Below are 17,008 nucleotides of genomic sequence, written 5' to 3'. Positions count from 1 at the left end.
CGGCGAGCTGGACTGGTCGCGGTGCGCGATCGACTCGGTCAGCGTCCGCGCGAGCAAAGGGGGGAGCCGGCGGGCCCGAATCCTGTCGACTGCGGCAAGAACGGGTCGAAGATCCACTTGCTCGCCGAGCGGACCGGCCTGCCGATCTCTGTCGGGATCTCCGCCGCCGGCACCCACGACAGCCAAGGCCTGAAACCGCTGGTACGCGGCATTCCGCCGATCCGCTCACGGCGCGGGCCGCGCCGTCGCCGTCCGGGCAAGCCGCACGGCGATAAGGGATACGACTACCCGCACCTGCGCCGCTGGTTGCGCTCGCGCGGCATCGTGGTGCGCATCGCCCGCCGCGGCGTGGCGTCGTCCCAGAGGCTGGGCCGCCACCGCTGGGTGGTCGAGCGGACCGTGTCCTGGCTGAGCGGCTGCCGCCGCCTGCACCGACGCTACGAACACAAACCCCAGTACTTCCTGGCCTTCGTCGGCATCGCCGCAGCCCCCCATCTGCTACCGCCGACTCACCAGATGAAACGACCTCTAAGGGAACTCGAAGCCAACCCGCCACAGCGCGATCACCACGTCGAACCGGTGGACCGCCTGCCGCGCCTCCGTGCCCGCCTGCACGAACTACCCGTGTGCGGGCTGAAGATCTCCTACAGCTCCGAGGGGCGCCAGGCCACCCTCTGGTCAGCGCCGGCACCAGCGACACCGTGGCCGCCGCCACGCGGCATATGGTGGGCAGCACCCAGCCCACCGAGAACAAGAACGAGCGCCGACCCGCCGCGCGGCGAATGGGCGCAAATGTCGTGGATGCTGCGTGTGCCCCCGGCAGGATTCGAACCTGCGCACCCGGTTTAGGAGACCACATCTGGTCGAGCGGTCTCCGTGCCTCCTACCAGGACAAACATCCTGGTAGACCTGGCATTGCCCCAAGACTCTCTCGCCGCTCTCTCGTGATGACCTCGTGGGACGTCCTGAACGGCGTCGATCCTGTCTGTGCCACGTGCCAAGGTATGCCCATGCGAGCCACAGACGACGACGGCCGGGAACTGGATGCTGAGTACGCCGTCGAGATCGAGCCTGGTAGTGAGCTGCTCTCCCTGGTGCTTGAGAGCAGCTCGGGCGCCTCTACCAAGCGTGCCGCGCGCAACACGGAATACCGGCCCGCGCTACGTCTGCTGCTAGAGAGGCTCAAGCAACGCGGCGCGGTTCTGCAGGCCGGTCTACTCGACTCCCGCTCCACGCGCTCGATGCCCGAGTCTGACCGCCGACTGTTCAGCGAACCCATTCGGCTTTCGGATGTTCACGACATCGAGGAGCTTCGCAAACGGCTGTGCAATGCACAGACGACAATCGGCCAGGCCGAAGGTGCTACCAAGGGCGGCAACGCCTCTAAGAGAATCCGGCTTCGGTTGACCGTGCCCGGTTATAAGGCGAGTGACGCGACGAGGCTTGCAGCCGACCTGGCATCGCCAGGAGCGCGAGAGACGAGAACAGTCTTCACAGCGCCGAGAAGTCAAATTAACCGATGGTGGGATTCGAACCCATCGGAACGTTTCGCCGATATGAAACGCCGTACCGATCCCGGGAGTGTCCTGCTTATCGCGTGTTTCAACGCAAACAAGGCATGGGGCGTACAGGGAGTAGAACCCTAACTTTGGAGGTGTCGTATGAGTATTCTTGGGATCTGTCATGGCTCTTCTTAATCAGTGTTGGTTTCTATACCTTCAAGGGGGGCGGCGCCGACTTTATGCCAGTTCCAATCTCGTTCAGGCCCCCATTGGACTACGAGAGTAAGTGCCCTAATGGTTACATGGCATTCAGGCACATTGAGGCCGACGGTGGCGATGAGCGGCTTCGCTGCTTGTTTGGCAGTGCTGTAGCAGAGCGTCATGTGGGGGATCCAATTGCCTTGGCCACTTGTAGTGACGCCATCCCAACCAAGGACGGTTTGCGTGGAGGTTCGTGCCGCATTGAAAATCGGGTCGAGAGCGCCATCAGGTTCTATGCCGAGCATAATGGCCTCTGGGTGGTAGAGGATGCGACCCAATGAGACCTCAATCGGAGTTACGCCCGACAAGGTATTTGAGGCATGCTCGATCAGCTCGTTCATCTGAGCTTGAGTGATGTCGTCAGTGCTGCCAACCACAAGAGCTGTCATGTGTAGCCAGTGCAGGGGCGTCATGTGAAGCCCGGTGAAGTGGCCTAGCTGCTTCTGGACGCGTTCGGCTGTAGACCGGACTTCGGGGTATCCGCCCATGAGGATGTGCCAGTAAACGGTTCCCTTGCCAGGGGGAGTCTCGGCTCGGTCGGCCCAGCGGTCACGCATTTCTACGGGCAGCGGGCTCACTGGTCCTCCGTAGGGTCGTCTTCGGCTTTGAGCGCTTCTGAGTTGAACTCTCGGATTGCTTCGCGCAGGCCGTTCGCGGCGGCATTGTTCTTGTAGGGATGACGTCGTAGCAGTTGGTCAAGGTTGGCCAGATGGCGTGTGACCGTAGCCAAGCGCAACTCAGGCTCAAGGGTGAGCATAGGTGTTACCTCGGCTATCGCGGCTTCTAGCGAGCCCTTCATGAGGTGACCGATGCCGGCGCCAACCCTGATTTGTGCCCATGTGGGCAGCACCTTAGGGTCGCCTGCCGCCCACCCAGCATCGGCCATTGCCGCAGCTCGTAGAGCGCCGTCAGCATCGCGTGTGCGGATTGCGACCGATTGTGCGAAGACGGCTTGACGTTCGGCGGTGAAGGACCAAGCAGACGGAGGAGCGTTGGTCGTAAGCCAGTTGCCTGCGGCTTCCTCGGCACGGCGGGATGCTTCTCTTGCTCGATTGTGGTCGCCCAGCAGCGCGGCGGCACTTGCTTCATACCAAGCCAGTTGGACGCGCATCGGTCCCGGGGTACTGCGCTCGAAGCCCTGCCATGCAAGGTCAGCAGATTCGATATATCTGTCTTGCCATCGAGCCGTCTTCGATCGCGCATACCATATGTGATCTTCCGAAGCTTCGGCTTCTTGCGCGAACATGAGGGCGGCTAGGCCGTACTGCTCAGCTCTCTGATCGTCGTTAATGTCTCCCAGTAGGAGACAAGCGTGGGCCAAGAGGTCTGAGTTGACCTTGAGTAGATCTCGTGTTTCGCGTAGTCGGTGTCTTCCGGACTCTAGGATTGATTGGGTTTGCTGCTGTAGCCGCAATACCTCGCTGAGAATCTTCTTCGCTGGTGAGTGAGGGTGCGCGTAGGCCAGGGATTGCGTCGCTCTTCCGATTTGCTCAATCGCGTCCCTGTTTGAAGGTGACTCGGCTATCCAGGCAGTGAGGGCTGAGAGTTCGTCTCTTGGTGTTTGCCGGACGTGGGGTGCTTCCCCCTGACTTTGGTTCTTGCTAAGGATCAGTGAGAAGCGCGCCTTGCCGTCGTCTGGGACTTCGCGTAGTAGGAACGTGTCTAGAACCTGCTGCATTTCGGGTGAGAGCACCATGTCAGGGTTGGCGTTCCACTTCGCGACCGTGCGCACGGCGACGCCGAGTCGGCCCGCGAACGTTTCGTTCGTGAGCCGCATGGCCTTGAGTAGGGCGTTGGCGTGCCAACCCGTCCAGGTCTCAACGACGTCCACTGCTGCTCCGTTGCCACTGGGCCGGTGCATCGGGAGTGCACTGCTGAGGCAGTGCTAGTTCATGGTGACGACTACTGCCTCCCGTCTTCAATGGGTCCAAGGCAACAGGGCCGTTGGAGGGAGGTGAGAAACGATGCTGAGCGGTGGAGCGAGGGAGTCACTTCGGCGCCTCCCTTGGCATGGTGGCTTCGAGCGCCTCAACTCGCTTACGAAGGTCGGCAACCTCCTGGCGGAGATCGCTCAGGGGTGAGGCATCGGTGACCATGTGATGGCCTTCCGGTTGCCCGCTCAGCGAGATCTCGCGAAGGCGATCCTCCGGGAAGCCGAGTGCGCGGGAGATGGCCGCCAGGGTCGAGCGCGAACGCTGACGGGATACGCCGTGCTGAATCTGGCGCAGGGTTGCGGGGGACACTCCGGAACTCTCTGCAAGCTCGCGTTGAGTGATCCCGCGTTCCCGCATCCGGTCGTTGACCGCTTGGGCGACGGCTTCCCAGTTGCCCACAGAGCCCTCCTGATCAGGGCGTATCGCCCCTAGACACACGCCAAGCTCCCTGTTTCGAAGCCTACACAGACTCTCGCGCTATTGACAGCGCTAATTTGAGCGCTCATAGTGGCGCTCACGGCTCCAAGGAGGACCCGCGATGTTCCCTCAGCCCAAGAAGTACGGCCAGTACCTCGCGTTGATCGTTCTCGGCATCTACGTGTTCAACAACCCGGTGCAGGCTGCCGACTTCGTGACCCAGCTCGTGGCCGCGGTCAACGAGTTCGCCAACGGACTGGGCTGACCACTGCTCTCGCACCCCCACAGGTGCCCACTCACAGGAGGTTCCTATGGCCACAAGGCCGTCCGAGCGTCCGGTCTCGGAGTTGCTCGACGACATCGGCCGGCAGGGGCACTGCCGGTTTGACCCAGAGCTTCACACCGGGCCGGATGCCTTCGAGTTCGAGTCGCGAGCTGACAAGCTCGCGCGTGAGGACGTCGCTATGGACGTCTGCGAGTCCTGCCCGGTGTGGGAGTCCTGCCTGGACTTCGCATTGCGCACCAAGGTGAAGGGCGGCATCTGGGCCGGCTTGCGTGCCCGTGATATCGAGCGTCTGACGAGCTACGCGCGGACGCTCGGAGAGGCCGCCTGATGGGCGAACGTCTCAACCTGCAGCCGGACGGCCCGCACAGCGACGACTACACCGAGACCCTTGCGCGCGGCTTCGCCGAAGTGGTGCGCGTGCTCAACTACGCCACCGGCTCTCATGCGTCCGCAGGTCTCACATGCCCTCAGACCGTCTACACGCTGGCCGGCAACCTCTCCGGTGGCAGCGCTGGCCTTGATCAGCTTTTCCGTCAGATGACCACTTACCTGACCGAAGCGCGCGGCCACGTCGCTGACACCAGTGGGAACGCACCCGCCAAGGTCACCGATGCCCTTGAGCGTTTGGCCGGCGCGCGTGCCGCGGCTTCGGCGCTGGCCCGTGACCTGTCCGGCCTTCAGAGCGCCACGTCCGGCCTGTACTTGCCCGATTCAGACGACATGGAGCCCTAGACGCCTGCCCCCATGAAGACCTCAGATCGTCCGCTCCCTTACGCGCCGCCCGGTGCACAGCCACCAAGCAATCCACCGGGCGGGCGCCCTCAAGGAGGAAACCCCATCATGACCCATCCACCGAACGTCGTCAGGCATGTACGCAAGCCTGACCAGCGCGTAAGGCCGCTTCTACCCATTGGCGACACTCAGCCGACGCGAGTCGGGCCGGCGAAGCTCTGCCCATCGTGCCGTTCCGTCCTGGACGGCGGACCCGTGCGATTCCGGTGCGGTCTGTGCCGTCGCGCCGTCATGGCAGCCGACATCGACAACGAATACCGCCCGCCCGCGATCGGGGACCCGTCCCGGGAGATGAGGGCCGCGGCATGAGTAACGGCATGAGCCGCGGAGATCTGGTGATCCGAGCCAGCACAGCCGCAACCGTGGTTGGCATCGGCGGTATCGCCGCGGTGGTCTCGTTCCGCCATGCGTTGGAGGTCGTTCGCGAGAACGGCGAGACCGGCGTAACCGCATACCTGACGCCCCTCACGGTTGACGGGCTTGTCTTCACCGCTTCGATGGTCTTGCTCGACGCCGCTCGACGCGGTGACCGCGCTCCGATGCTCGCGCGCGTCGCGCTCGGACTGGGCATCGCTGCAACGGTCGCTGTCAACGTCCTGCATGGTCTGGCTCACGGCCCGATCGGTGCGGTCGTCGGCGCGTGGCCGGCGGTGACGCTGATCCTCGTTGTCGAGCTGCTCATGGGCATGATCCGGCGCGGACGGCAGAGCGCGAAGGGCAGCGAGCCTGCCAAAGTCGCGAGCGGCCAGTCAGCGCCGAAGCCTCGCAGGACGACCGTCCCCAGCGAGCACGCCACCGATCGCCAGCCCGTACCCGCCGTACCCGGCAAGGCGCTCGTCCCCGTACCTGCCGAGGTACGCCCGGCGTCTGATCTGGAGCCGGCTGAAGTACGCGCCATGACCGTGTTCGCCGACGACATCAAGGCCGGACAGGTGCCGTCGATCCGCCGGATCAAGGCGACCCTTCGTTGCGGACAGGCCAAGGCAACGCAGGTCCGCGCGCATCTGTCGAGTCTCGCCGTCCGAGAGGAGGCCGCATCATGACCGCGCGCACTCGCAGGGGTACCCGTACCCGCTCGACGCTCCGTCCGGCGCGACGGGGCAGCCGTACCCGCCTGACGTTCATTGACCGCTTCATGCTCGCTGGGATCGCCGGCGGGCTGGTGTACCTGCTTCTCCTGCACGTGGTGAGCGTGCCGGTCATGTTCGCTTCGGCCTTCGGCCTGATCATGTTCGGCTTCGCGCTCGGCGCGCTGGTGACCGTCCGGCGGTGGCCGCGGCTGCGCTCTCCGATCGCATGGAGGCCGCGCCGATGACGCTCGACTCCCCAACCCGCTCGACGGCCCGTCCTGGACCATTCGGCGCTCGACTGGTCGCCGTCCTGCGAGGCATCTGGCGCGTGATCCAGCTCGCGCTCAGCGCGCTCGGCGTGCTGGTGACCGCAGTCACCGGCATCCCGCCCACCATGCCCACGCACATCGCCCACCTGATCGCAGACGAGTACCGCGCCGGCCGCGCCGGTGCCATCGATGCAGACGTGATCGAGGACGAAGAGGAGCCCCATCGGTGAGCAAGAAGCGCATCCCGGAGTTGGCGGATATCCCGTTCACCGGCGCCAAGTCCATCACGCAGTACTCGCAGGCGTCCCGCGGCATCTGCCGAGACCTGGCCATGGAGTTCGAGATGGCCGCCGAAGAGGTCTACGGAGCGCTGTGCGCCTCGCAGAAGGGGCATCCGGCCCTGTTCGGAGTGGACGTGAAGCTACGTGCCCGCAGGGTGCGTAACCGCCTGCGTCGCGCCTCAGAGCACGCGAAGGGCGCTGCCGTCGAGACGGTGAAGTTCCACTCCCAGTTCCGCAAGGAGTTCGCCGACATCCTCAACCCGCCCAAGGTCAAGCCCAAGTTCAACTTCAAGGACGAGTAGCTATGGCCAGCAAGAACAACCAAGTCGCCACCATCGACGAAACGTCCTGGGATCGAGTGAAGGCCGCTCAGGCATCCAAGCTGATGACGCTGGCGCCGCCGTGGCTGGTCTGGCCGATGGTCGCCGGCATCGGGCACGCCTTCCACAAGCTGTGGGGAACGGGGCAGGCCGCGGCATGGTCGGCCATCGGACTGACCATGGGAACCGTGCTGCTGTCCGGCGTGACGTGGCTGGTCTCCCATCAGCGCGGCATCCTGGGCCGCGGCTCGGCCACGGCCACGACGTTCGCCGTCGCCATGTGGGTCACGGTCGCATCCGTCGCCGGTCTCTCACAGCCGGTTGTCCGCTGGTTTCTGCTGGCCGGCGGGCTGGTCGTCTGCGTCGGCTGGAACATCCGGACCGTGATCCGCGAGAAGCACGGCATGTCCGGAGTCGTTGACCCGCTGTCCTTCCTGTTCGACCAGGGCAAGGACAAGGCCGGTCTCGGCGGAGCCCGCATGGCCACCGTCAAGGCCGATGAACGCAAGATCGATGCCGCGATGGCCCTTCCGGCAGGTCAGAAGACCGTTGCGGACGTTCAGAAGAAGGTCGAGTACATCGAAGGCGCTCTAGGGCTGCCGCCCGGAACGATGAGCGTCGCGCCAGACACCGACCGTGCCGACCGTGCCAAGGTCACGCTCTCGGACCCGCGCGTCATGAACGCGCCGATTCCCTGGCCTGGACCGTCCCATCCCGGTGCGAGCATCTCCGAGCCGCTCAGGCCCGGAATCTGGCAGGACGGCGAGGACGTCGAGCACGTCATCACGGGCCACCACCTGCAGTTCATGGGGACGACCGGCGCCGGCAAGTCCATCGGTGGAGCGTGGAACTACCTCGCCGAAGCGGCAACGCGCCATGACGTCGCCATCCTGGCCGCCGACATCACCAAGGGAGAGCAGACGCTCGGCCCGCTCCGTCCCGCGCTCCACCGATTCGAGACGACGAAGGCCGGCGTCCGCTCGCTCATCAACGACATACATGCCCAGCTCAAGCCACGTACCGACTGGCTCGCGAGCCGCGGTCACGTCAACTGGGAGCCCGGATGCGGGCTGACGTACTGGCTGATCTGGCTGGAGGAGTTCCCGGACATCGGTGACGCGCTCGGGGACAAGGGCATGGACACCTTCCTCAAGCTGCTCAAGGCTGTCCGGTCTGCCGGCGGATCCATCGTGATGTCCCTGCAGCGCTCCGACTGGACGCAGATGCCGACGCTCGCGCGCGGCCAGCTCGCGAACGTCTGCTTCGGCGTAGCCAACTCCCATGACGCCGCGTTCGGGCTCTCAGAAGCTCAGGAGGACGCCGGCGCCCGTCCGGAGCTGTGGGGCAACAAGAAGCCCGGCATGGCCTACCTGGACGCTCCCAGCATCCCGTTCGAGCGCATCGCGATGCCCCTGCGTACGTGGTCATGGGCCACCGATGGCGAGGAGATGCGCGCGCACGCTGCCGCGTGGCCGGCGGCATCCAAGACCCTCGACGAGTTCACCGCGGCCATCACGCAGGGAGCGAGCGCCGTTGCCTCCCCAGCCGACGTGGCCGAACTCGACGACCAGCCCGACGACCCTGAGGAGGGATGGCGCGCGGAAGACGACCTGACCACTGAGGACCCGGACCCGACCGTTCAAGCCGACATTGACGACCCGATCACTGACGACCCTGACGACCAAGAGTGGGAGTTCACGCTTCCGAGTCCGACCATGACCGTGGCCGAAGCTCGACAGGCGTTGCGCGACCAGATCTCGGCATGGATCGCCGAAGGGCGAGAGGACTTCCGGACTGCCGACCTAGCCCACATCTGGACCGAAGCCGGCATGACTCGCCAGTGGGCACAGGGGCAGATCCGCAAGCTTCGCGAAGACGGCGTTCTCGGCTTCGACGACGAAGCCCAGCGCCACACGCTGCTCCGCCAACCCGAGCCCGTCTAGCCCGCACGCACGCGCGCACGGCTGCGCGCAGGCTGCGCGCGCGCCGATGTTGATCATGCTGCAACGGGCGCAACGCGCAGGTGCAACGCAGGGGCGCAACGGCAGGTGCAACGAGGACGTTGCGCCCCTGCGACCAGCAAACCAACCCCAAACCCCTTCCAGGCGCCACGCCTGAGACCGACGCTGCCCAGACGAAGGGATCACCCGTCATGGCCAACGAGCCGACCATCACGATCACTGGCAACCTGACCGCCGATCCGGAACTGAGGTTCACCGGATCCGGCCTGCCCGTCGCGTCCTTCACCATCGCTTCGACCCCCCGCTACCGCGATGGCATGACGGGGGAGTGGAAGGACGGCGAAACCTGGTTCGTCCGCTGCTCGGCATGGCGAGACCTCGGCCAGAACGCTGCCGAGACGCTCCATCGCGGTACCGCGGTCGTCGCCACTGGCCGCCTGCGTCCGCGGACGTACGAGACGACTCCTGGTGACCCGACGACCAAGCGGACCGTGGTCGAGCTGACGGTGGACGACATCGGCCCGTCCCTGCGACGCGCAACCGCTCGCGTGGTCAAGACGACCCGCGAGCGTGCCAGCGCCGAAAACGGCGCGGCCACCTCACCCGCGAGCGACGACCCGTGGTCGCTGCCGCACCGTGAGCCGGCCCCCGAACCGGCACCGACGCCGGCCACGTCCGGCGCCGACCACAGCCCGCCCTTCTGATCCGTAGCCCGCGAGGTACGTGGGGCGGCCAGTGCACAGCCGCCAAGCAATCCGCTGGCCGCCCCATCTCGCCGAAGCCCTCAAGGAGGTAGAAAACCGTGCCGAACGATCCTGCCCCCCTGCTCAACGGTGAACTTTGGCGAACGGTGCTCGATCGTGCCGGACGCCGCTGCGAGTGCCGCGCCGAATGCGGACGCAAGCACAAGGACGGCGGAGGACGCTGCAAGAACGAGCACGACCGGCCGCGCCCTCTCCACAGCGTCCCGCGCGAAGCCACAAGTTCATGGGTTGCCGCGGCAACGCTGCCGCCCGAAGCCCTCTACGCACTGTGCCCGCCTTGCCATGCCGGCATCGAAGCCGCCCGCCGAAGCGCACGCAATGCCGCGGTCGCTGAAGCCCACACCCCCGAAGCCCTGTTCTGACAGGAGGCTCAGCATGCATCGCACAATGACAGCAGCGCTCAAATGCGCTGCCCGCGGATGGTATGTGTTCCCGCTCCGCCCTCGGGACAAGCGGCCGGTGCCTGGTTTCAAGGACTGGGAACGTCACGCGACCACCGATGCCGACCGGATCCGCGCGTTCTGGGAACGCGGACCGTACAACGTCGCCATCGCGTGTGGGCCGTCGGGACTTGTCGTGATCGACCTGGACATGCCGAAGCCAGGCGAAGTGGCGCCGAACGAGTGGAGACAACCGGGGATCCGTGAGGGTGCGGACGTGTTCGCCACGCTCTGCGAGCGGCATGGGCAGCCCTTCCCCTTCGACACGTTCACCGTGCTGACTCGGCGCGGTGGTCTGCATCTGTACTTCACCGCGCCGTCCGGCGTCCGGCTGACCAACACAGCGGGCAACTCGGTGCGCGGGTTGGGGTGGGGAATCGACACGCGCGCGCACGGCGGTTACGTCGTTGCCCCTGGCAGCTTTGTCGAGCTGGCGGACGGCGCCGGCTCCTATGACGTGATTCGCGACGTACCGCCCGCTCCACTTCCGGAGTGGCTCGCCGGTCTTCTCAACCCTGCCCCTGTCTCCACTCCCGCCTTGAGTGCCTGTCTGGGGCCCGGTGACGTTGCTGACCTTGACGCCTACACGACTGCGGCACTCAAGGCGGAAGCGGAGAGGGTGGCAACTGCCGTCCGCGGTGGCCGTAATCAGGCGCTCAATAAAGCCGCGTACAACCTCGGCCGGCTGGTCGGCGCCGGCGCCCTTCCCGATGAGACGGCTGTCGGAGCCCTCTATGACGCCGCACGCGTGCACTTTGGGCCGACTCGGGACGACATGCGTCCCGACGAAGCGCGCGCCACCATTCGCTCGGCCATCGAGGCAGGGAAGCGGAAACCTCGCGACATCACCAGGAGGCACGCAGCATGACCGATGCGGCCCACAGTGACCAGCCGCCGGCCAGTAACGATGGCGTTGCTGCGCTCGACGCTGCCCGCGCGTTCATAGCCCGATTCTGTGTGCTGCCCAACGAAGCGGCATATGACGCCATGGCGCTGTGGGCTGCACATGCTCACGTTATCGATGCATTCGACTCGACGCCCCGCCTATCGTTCCTCTCACCCGAGCCTGGCTCTGGAAAGACGCGCGCGCTTGAGATTCTCAGTCTATTGGTGCCGTTCCCGATGCATGCCGTCAACGCCAGTCCAGCCGCCCTCTACAGGTCTGTAGGAAACCGGGAACGGCGACCGACCATCCTTTTCGACGAGATCGATACCGTCTTTGGCCCCAAAGCCAAGGACAACGAGGATCTACGGGGACTTCTCAACGCTGGACATCGGCGCGCCGGCGTGGCCTATCGATGCGTCGGAGAGGGCACGAATCAGGGCGTCATGGAGTTTCCCGCCTATGCCGCTGTGGCGCTCGCAGGACTGGGCAACCTTCCTGACACGATCCTCACGCGCTCGATAATCGTCAGGATGCGTCGGCGCGCGCCTCACGAGACCGTCGAGCCGTACCGCGCTCGCATTCACGAGCCAGAGGGCTGGAAGATTCGCGCCATGTTGGCCGACTGGGTTACGACCCAAGTCGAGCGACTCGCCGAAGCATGGCCCGAGATGCCGCCCGGCATCACCGATCGGCCCGCGGACGTATGGGAACCGCTATTGGCCATCGCGGACGCAGCCGGCGGAGAGTGGCCCAAACGTGCCCGTGACGCCTGCGTCTTTCTCGTCAAGCAGGGCGCCCACCGTGGCGTAAGTCTCGGGATTCGTCTTCTGATGGATATGCACCGCATCTTCGATGGAGCCCGCGCACTGTTCACGGAGACCGTTCTCGAACGACTGCACAAGCTTGAGGACGCGCCATGGGCAGAGCTAAAGGGCACACCCTTGGACAGTCGCGGATTGGCTCGACTTCTGTCGGCATACGACGTGGCGCCAGTGAAGGTGAAGATCGAAGGGCGTTCCCTGATGGGATACCGCGCTGACCACCTCGCCGACGCCTGGAGCCGCTACCTCCCCGCCCTGCCTGGAGGTACGGAACCTACGGAACCCGCGGAACCTGACCAGCTCACGACCGATGTCGAAGGTTCCGGGAGACGAGACAGGTTCCGGAACCGGCGGAACCTTCCGCCCTCCATAGGTTCCGCAGGTTCCGGAACCCTGACCGTGGGGCGGAACCTCGGTTCCCGGCTCTGACCTGCGCAGGTTCCACAGGTTCCGGAGGTTCCGCACAACGCGACGAAGGGAGGCGCGGCCCTAGACCACTACCCCGCTCCCATGTCCGGTGCACAGCCGCCAAGCAATCCGCCGGACTGAGAACTTCTCTCAGGAGGACTGTAGGGATGGCTCGCAAAGACGAGTTGCTCACGGTCGCCGAAGTCATCGCCGAATTGCGAGTGGCTCGCGCGACGTTCTACCGATGGCGCCAACTCGGTAAGGCGCCGCGATCGATCAAATATCCGAACGGGGACGTATTCATTCGCCGGTCAGAGCTTGAGCGCTGGCTTTCCAGCCACGAGGAGGCTGCCGCGTGAGCGAAGACCGGAAGCGCGCCGGCCGGCGCGGTACCCCTGGCAGTAAGGGAAGAACGCGCGACGTCCGGCGTCCCTGGAAAATCGGTAAGGCGAAGAGCAGGACCAAGCCGCACATGGTGCGTTGGGTCGTCGCCGGCGAGGTTTGCACAGCGACGTTCCCCACGTACGCACTGGCCGATGGGTTCCGCTCCGACCTGATACAGGCCATGACCAGGGGCGAGGAATTCGACGTGGCCACCGGCCTGCCGGTCTCCATGCTCAAGGTCACTGCCGCTCGGACATGGTTCGAGTTCTGCAAGGCGTACGTGGCCATCAGATGGGACGGAACAGCGGCCAAGACGCGAGAATCCATCACCGATGGTCTGGCCATGGCAACGCTGGCCATGGTGGAGGACGGTGCGGACCGGCCGCCGCACCGAGACATTCGCAGGGCGTTCCTGTGGGCCGTCCTGCCCGCAAACAGCGATACAGAGCCACCAAGGGAACTCTTGAGCGCTCTGCGATGGATCCGAACGCGCTCACGGGCGCTCAAGGCGCTTTCAACGCCAGCGACGGCACGGGCGGTTGTCCACCGGCTCACGGTCACGTTGGACGGCCGGCCTGCAGCGAGCAACACCTACAACCGTCGCCGGCGGGCACTGAGCACGGCCATCGAATACGCCGTAGAGCTGGGCGAGTTGCCCGAAAATCCTCTCAAGGGCATCACACAGAAGCGCATGGCCACACAAGAGGAGGTAGACCCGCGGGTAGTCGTCACGCACGCTCAGGCGCGCGAGTTGCTGACGGCCCTGTCCTACGTCGGTTCCTGGCACCGAGCCCGCGGGCGTCGGCTGGTCGCGTTCTTCGCCACGCTCTACTACGCCGGTCTTCGGCCAGCGGAGGCCGTAGCGCTCAGGGAAATCGACTGCCACCTACCGGACGAAGGGTGGGGACGGCTCACGCTGGTCAAGACCCTGCCCACAGCCACCAAGAAATGGACGGATCACGGGCACCGGCATGACCCGCGCGGGCTCAAACAGCGGCCCACGAACGCGGCCAGGATCGTCCCCATCCCGCCACGCTTGGTGGCCATCCTCAAGGCCCATATAGAGGAGTTCGGCACTGCCGAGGATGGGCGCCTGTTCCGCAACGAGCGCGGCGGCATCCTGGGAGCCTCCACCTGCTCTCGCGCATGGGAGGAAGCCCGCCAGCTCGCGCTCACGCCGGCTCAGGTCGAATCCCCACTAGCCGGACGGCCCTACGACCTGCGCCATGCCTGCCTGACCACGTGGCTCAACGCGGGAGTCTCGCCGGCGGACGTGGCCAAACGAGCCGGAAATTCCGTCGAAGTCCTGCTCAAGCACTACGCGGGCTGCCTGGACGGCCAGGAGGACAACATCAACAAGCGGATAGAGCGCGACCTAGACGACCTGGAGGAGGAGGACTGAGAGCCCACGAGAGGCTCTCTCGCAGGTCTCTCGTGGCCAGTGCCACACAGTGAGAACGGGCGGGACACAGTTGGACTGTGCTCCCGCCCCTTCTTCGTGTCGATGCCCTGGTCAGCGCCTAGTTTGGCTGATCATGGGAGAGTGCCCCCGGCAGGATTCGAACCTGCGCACCCGGTTTAGGAGACCAGTGCTCTATCCCCTGAGCTACGAGGGCCTGGTGCCGCTTGCCCGGACGAGCGTAGCGGACGACCACCTCCAGGGTAGGGGAAGACAAGGGCGGTTGCTCACACTTATCGGGCGTGGGCGAGTGGGTCTAGGCCAGGTTGCCGGGGGTCGGTACGCTTCGGTCCGTGATGGCTCGGGGCGGGATGCGGTCGAAGGGCCGTTCGCGGTCTAGGTGGGGGTTCGTTGTCGCCGGGGCCGTCCTCGTGGCTGTCGCGGTGGGCGTGATCTTGGTCGTGGGTGGGAGGGGGCCGGAGCCCAGGCCGCAGGCGGTGGAGACGGTGACCCCTTCGACGCCGAAGGCGCCGCCTGAGACGCATCCCACGCGGGGGGAGTACGTGCCGCCGAGGCCGGCGCCGGTGACGCGGGCGCCGGAGCCGGCGGTACGGCCGTCGGCCAAGCCGAGTCCTTCGCCGGAACGCCGTCATCGCGGGGTTTGCCCCAGGCGGTGGAGGGAGATCCCAGAGTTGCGGCGCTGGTGTGATCGGCACGGATTCCGGACTCGGTGAAGTCGTCTGTGAACTTGTAGTAGCGTTCCTGCCGCTGTCGTCCTTTTGGGCATCAGGAGGAACCCACCGTGCCAATCCCCCGGTCGGCGGTGCTGACCGCGGTCTTCCTGGTGATGGCGGTGATCGTCGCCGGGCCGGGATCGGCCGCGGCACGCGAGGATCCCGTTCAGGAACTGCGACGTCTGGCGTCCAAGGCACGCGACGATCTGGAGAAGGCCACCAAGCAGATGAAGGCGCGCCAGGAGGCGTTGGCGCGCTCCCAAGAGCGGCTGCGGGTGACGCTTAAGGATCTGGCGGTGGCCGAGGGTGAGCTGAATCAGATCAGGGGGCCGCTGGCCAGGCTGGCGAACGCCTCCTACCAACAGCCCGCCTTCGGCTCGATGTCGGTCTTCGGCTCGGGGGATGCCGAGGAGTCGTTGCGGGCCACCGCGGACGTGACGCATATCGCCAACGGGCAGCAGGCGCTCGTCCGGCAGGCCGATCAGCTACAGCGGCGCCGTCAGCAACTCGCGTCCACGGCTCAGGATTTGCAGTCGCGCAACGCGGTGGAACAGACGCGGTTGCAGCAGGAGATCGACTCCCTGAGGACACGATCGGTCCAGCTGACCAGGGACCTCACGGCCAGGCTCAAAAAGCTTGAGGCCGAGCGGGAACGCAAGCTGCGGGCGAGATGCGACAAGAGCCTGGCGGCCAAGTCCCGGGAATTCCCCAATGGATTGATCCCGGCGAAGTACCTGTGCCCGCTCCCGCAGAAGGGCGAGCAGTTGCGTGCCGACGCGGCGCTGGCCTTCTACAAGCTGAACGCGGCGTACACGCGACGGTTCGGACGCGAGATGTGCGTAACGGACTCCTACCGCAGCCTGGCCGATCAGCAGCGCGTCTACTACCAGCGGCCCGGATTCGCGGCGGTGCCCGGCACCAGCAACCACGGCAAGGGACAGGCCCTGGACCTGTGCGGGGGCGTGCAGAACGCCGGCACGGCACAGTTCAACTGGCTGGAGGCCAACTCCCGCAAGTACGGCTGGTTCCATCCTTCCTGGGCCTACAGCAACCCCTACGAGCCCTGGCATTGGGAGTACGGCAGCGAAGGCTAGTCACCCGCTTACCGTCGGCTTCGCCGTTGTATCGACCATCCGTGCTGCTAATGCGTGCCGCCGGGCGGCGATCCTGCCCACGGGCATGCGCGCCGCCGCGGCGCACCCCGCGGCACGAGCGAGGGCGGCCGAGGCCGTCCAGGGGTACGGGAAGCACGGGTACGGCGACCAGGGCCTCGACGCCGGCCTGGGAACCGATGTCGCCCACCTCGAACAGCGGATCTCCCCGGCGGGGGCGCAGCTCACGCCGGGAGGCCAAGCAGCGGTTCCTGGCGCAGGCGGCCCGCGGTGCGGGTGCTGGGTGAGGCGTGCCGCTGGGTGGGGTGGGGGCTAGGTGCTGGGTGGGGGTTATGTGAGTGGGGCTGGTTGATGGCTTGGTGGTTAGGGGTGGGTGATGGTGATTGCTAGGGGTGGGTGGGCGGCGGTGAGGATTGTTGCTTGGGGGCGGGTGGTTGCTAGGACTATGAGGGCGCCCTGGTCGTCTGGTTGGTGCGGTGGGATGGCGATGACGGGGGCGGAGGCTATGAGCAGGCGGGCCTTTCCGGCTGGGGCGTTGCTGGTGGGCGGGGTGTCGGTGGGTGAGGTGTCGGCTGAGAGGACGTCTACGTGGTCGCCTTGGCGGAGGAGGCGGACCGTGCCTGCGTCTGCGATGCGTACCGGGGTGGCGACCGTGTTCGGGCCGTAGGTGCGGAGGAGGGCGCTGGAGACGAGTCTCACGTCGGTGAGGGGTTCGCCTTGGCGCATGGGGCCGGCCAGGATGCGGCCTGCCGCTGGGGCTCGGATCGCGCCGGAGGGGATCGATGCTTCCGGGAGGCGCGCCTTTCGGAGGTCGGGGGGACGGAGAGTGGTGCCGGCGGGGAGGTCTCGGGCGGCCACGAGGACCTCCTTGCCGGTCGGGGCCGGGGCGGGGCGCAGGGCCAGCAGGGCGAAGCCCGTTGCGGCGGCGGCGAACATCGCGGCCAGGGGCCTGCGATAGCGCTCTAGG

20 protein-coding genes, 2 tRNA genes and 1 pseudogene are annotated in these 17,008 nt (G+C 66.0%); 17 read left to right on the top strand and 6 right to left on the bottom strand.

Translation table 11 applies throughout. The features are described 5' to 3' along the window. Positions 1 to 520 (top strand): annotated as a pseudogene (locus tag ACGWYJ_RS33655) (IS5 family transposase); the annotation flags it as partial. Between the two features lie 291 nt (positions 521 to 811). Here the strand turns inward: ACGWYJ_RS33655 and ACGWYJ_RS33650 are convergent. Further along, positions 812 to 914 (bottom strand) — tRNA-Arg (locus ACGWYJ_RS33650). A gap of 96 nt (positions 915 to 1,010) precedes the next feature. On the opposite strand from ACGWYJ_RS33650, the gene ACGWYJ_RS33645 reads away from it, so the two are divergent. Continuing rightward, positions 1,011 to 1,646: a hypothetical protein gene (locus tag ACGWYJ_RS33645; protein ID WP_395110603.1), complete on the top strand. Its 636-nt coding sequence runs from the start codon at positions 1,011 to 1,013 to the stop codon at positions 1,644 to 1,646. 47 nt (positions 1,647 to 1,693) lie between these two features. On the opposite strand, the gene ACGWYJ_RS33640 is transcribed toward ACGWYJ_RS33645, so the two are convergent. From ACGWYJ_RS33640 to ACGWYJ_RS33630, 3 genes are all read right to left on the bottom strand, one after another. Further along, entirely contained in the window at positions 1,694 to 2,341 is a 648-nt protein-coding gene (locus ACGWYJ_RS33640) for a 2'-5' RNA ligase family protein (RefSeq protein WP_395110602.1), read from the bottom strand. Next, positions 2,338 to 3,594, bottom strand: a complete 1,257-nt coding sequence (locus tag ACGWYJ_RS33635; RefSeq protein WP_395110601.1) for a hypothetical protein — start codon at positions 3,592 to 3,594, stop codon at positions 2,338 to 2,340. Before ACGWYJ_RS33635 ends, ACGWYJ_RS33640 begins: the two co-directional genes overlap by 4 nt. 157 nt (positions 3,595 to 3,751) lie before the next feature. Next, a complete protein-coding gene (locus ACGWYJ_RS33630; protein WP_395110599.1) occupies positions 3,752 to 4,096 on the bottom strand; it encodes a helix-turn-helix domain-containing protein in 345 nt (114 codons plus the stop codon). Between the two features lie 139 nt (positions 4,097 to 4,235). On the opposite strand from ACGWYJ_RS33630, the gene ACGWYJ_RS33625 reads away from it, so the two are divergent. From ACGWYJ_RS33625 to ACGWYJ_RS33560, 14 genes are all read left to right on the top strand, one after another. Next, positions 4,236 to 4,379 (top strand): hypothetical protein, encoded by a 144-nt coding sequence (locus tag ACGWYJ_RS33625; RefSeq protein ID WP_395110597.1) that lies wholly within the window; start codon positions 4,236 to 4,238, stop codon positions 4,377 to 4,379. 46 nt (positions 4,380 to 4,425) lie between these two features. Continuing rightward, the gene (locus tag ACGWYJ_RS33620) at positions 4,426 to 4,728 is read left to right on the top strand and encodes a WhiB family transcriptional regulator (RefSeq protein WP_395110595.1); all 303 of its coding nucleotides are present in this window, start codon (positions 4,426 to 4,428) and stop codon (positions 4,726 to 4,728) included. Next, positions 4,728 to 5,132 (top strand): hypothetical protein, encoded by a 405-nt coding sequence (locus ACGWYJ_RS33615; protein ID WP_395110593.1) that lies wholly within the window; start codon positions 4,728 to 4,730, stop codon positions 5,130 to 5,132. Before ACGWYJ_RS33620 ends, ACGWYJ_RS33615 begins: the two co-directional genes overlap by 1 nt. Positions 5,133 to 5,497: 365 nt before the next feature. Further along, positions 5,498 to 6,235, top strand: a complete 738-nt coding sequence (locus ACGWYJ_RS33610) for a DUF2637 domain-containing protein (protein WP_395110591.1) — start codon at positions 5,498 to 5,500, stop codon at positions 6,233 to 6,235. Beyond that, entirely contained in the window at positions 6,232 to 6,507 is a 276-nt protein-coding gene (locus tag ACGWYJ_RS33605; protein WP_395110589.1) for a hypothetical protein, read from the top strand. The genes ACGWYJ_RS33610 and ACGWYJ_RS33605 overlap by 4 nt, the downstream gene beginning before the upstream one ends. Next, entirely contained in the window at positions 6,504 to 6,761 is a 258-nt protein-coding gene (locus tag ACGWYJ_RS33600; protein ID WP_395110587.1) for a hypothetical protein, read from the top strand. Before ACGWYJ_RS33605 ends, ACGWYJ_RS33600 begins: the two co-directional genes overlap by 4 nt. Then, the gene (locus ACGWYJ_RS33595; RefSeq protein WP_395110585.1) at positions 6,758 to 7,114 is read left to right on the top strand and encodes a hypothetical protein; all 357 of its coding nucleotides are present in this window, start codon (positions 6,758 to 6,760) and stop codon (positions 7,112 to 7,114) included. The genes ACGWYJ_RS33600 and ACGWYJ_RS33595 overlap by 4 nt, the downstream gene beginning before the upstream one ends. A gap of 2 nt (positions 7,115 to 7,116) precedes the next feature. Further along, positions 7,117 to 9,075 (top strand): hypothetical protein, encoded by a 1,959-nt coding sequence (locus tag ACGWYJ_RS33590; protein WP_395110583.1) that lies wholly within the window; start codon positions 7,117 to 7,119, stop codon positions 9,073 to 9,075. Between the two features lie 209 nt (positions 9,076 to 9,284). Then, a complete protein-coding gene (ssb, locus tag ACGWYJ_RS33585) occupies positions 9,285 to 9,797 on the top strand; it encodes a single-stranded DNA-binding protein (RefSeq protein ID WP_395110581.1) in 513 nt (170 codons plus the stop codon). Between the two features lie 98 nt (positions 9,798 to 9,895). Then, complete coding sequence (locus tag ACGWYJ_RS33580; protein WP_395110580.1) at positions 9,896 to 10,219, top strand: hypothetical protein; 324 nt, start codon at positions 9,896 to 9,898, stop codon at positions 10,217 to 10,219. A 25-nt stretch (positions 10,220 to 10,244) separates the two neighbouring features. After that, positions 10,245 to 11,165, top strand: a complete 921-nt coding sequence (locus tag ACGWYJ_RS33575) for a bifunctional DNA primase/polymerase (RefSeq protein ID WP_395110578.1) — start codon at positions 10,245 to 10,247, stop codon at positions 11,163 to 11,165. Then, a complete protein-coding gene (locus ACGWYJ_RS33570) occupies positions 11,162 to 12,433 on the top strand; it encodes a DUF3631 domain-containing protein (RefSeq protein ID WP_395110577.1) in 1,272 nt (423 codons plus the stop codon). Before ACGWYJ_RS33575 ends, ACGWYJ_RS33570 begins: the two co-directional genes overlap by 4 nt. 146 nt (positions 12,434 to 12,579) lie before the next feature. Continuing rightward, on the top strand, positions 12,580 to 12,771 hold the full coding sequence (locus ACGWYJ_RS33565; RefSeq protein ID WP_395110575.1) for a helix-turn-helix transcriptional regulator: 192 nt from the start codon (positions 12,580 to 12,582) through the stop codon (positions 12,769 to 12,771). Beyond that, positions 12,768 to 14,198 (top strand): tyrosine-type recombinase/integrase, encoded by a 1,431-nt coding sequence (locus tag ACGWYJ_RS33560; RefSeq protein ID WP_395110573.1) that lies wholly within the window; start codon positions 12,768 to 12,770, stop codon positions 14,196 to 14,198. Before ACGWYJ_RS33565 ends, ACGWYJ_RS33560 begins: the two co-directional genes overlap by 4 nt. Positions 14,199 to 14,340: 142 nt before the next feature. On the opposite strand, the gene ACGWYJ_RS33555 is transcribed toward ACGWYJ_RS33560, so the two are convergent. Beyond that, positions 14,341 to 14,412, bottom strand: a tRNA-Arg gene (locus ACGWYJ_RS33555). A gap of 585 nt (positions 14,413 to 14,997) precedes the next feature. On the opposite strand from ACGWYJ_RS33555, the gene ACGWYJ_RS33550 reads away from it, so the two are divergent. Then, a complete protein-coding gene (locus ACGWYJ_RS33550) occupies positions 14,998 to 16,023 on the top strand; it encodes a D-alanyl-D-alanine carboxypeptidase family protein (RefSeq protein WP_395110571.1) in 1,026 nt (341 codons plus the stop codon). A gap of 381 nt (positions 16,024 to 16,404) precedes the next feature. On the opposite strand, the gene ACGWYJ_RS33545 is transcribed toward ACGWYJ_RS33550, so the two are convergent. Beyond that, the gene (locus ACGWYJ_RS33545; protein WP_395110570.1) at positions 16,405 to 16,977 is read right to left on the bottom strand and encodes an SAF domain-containing protein; all 573 of its coding nucleotides are present in this window, start codon (positions 16,975 to 16,977) and stop codon (positions 16,405 to 16,407) included. Between the last annotated feature and the right edge of the window lie 31 nt (positions 16,978 to 17,008).

The organism is Actinomadura sp. SCN-SB (assembly GCF_043906805.1).
GTDB lineage: Bacteria > Actinomycetota > Actinomycetes > Streptosporangiales > Streptosporangiaceae > Spirillospora.
Note: the sequence above shows the minus strand (reverse complement) of the source record. Positions and strands in the feature narration are given on the sequence as shown.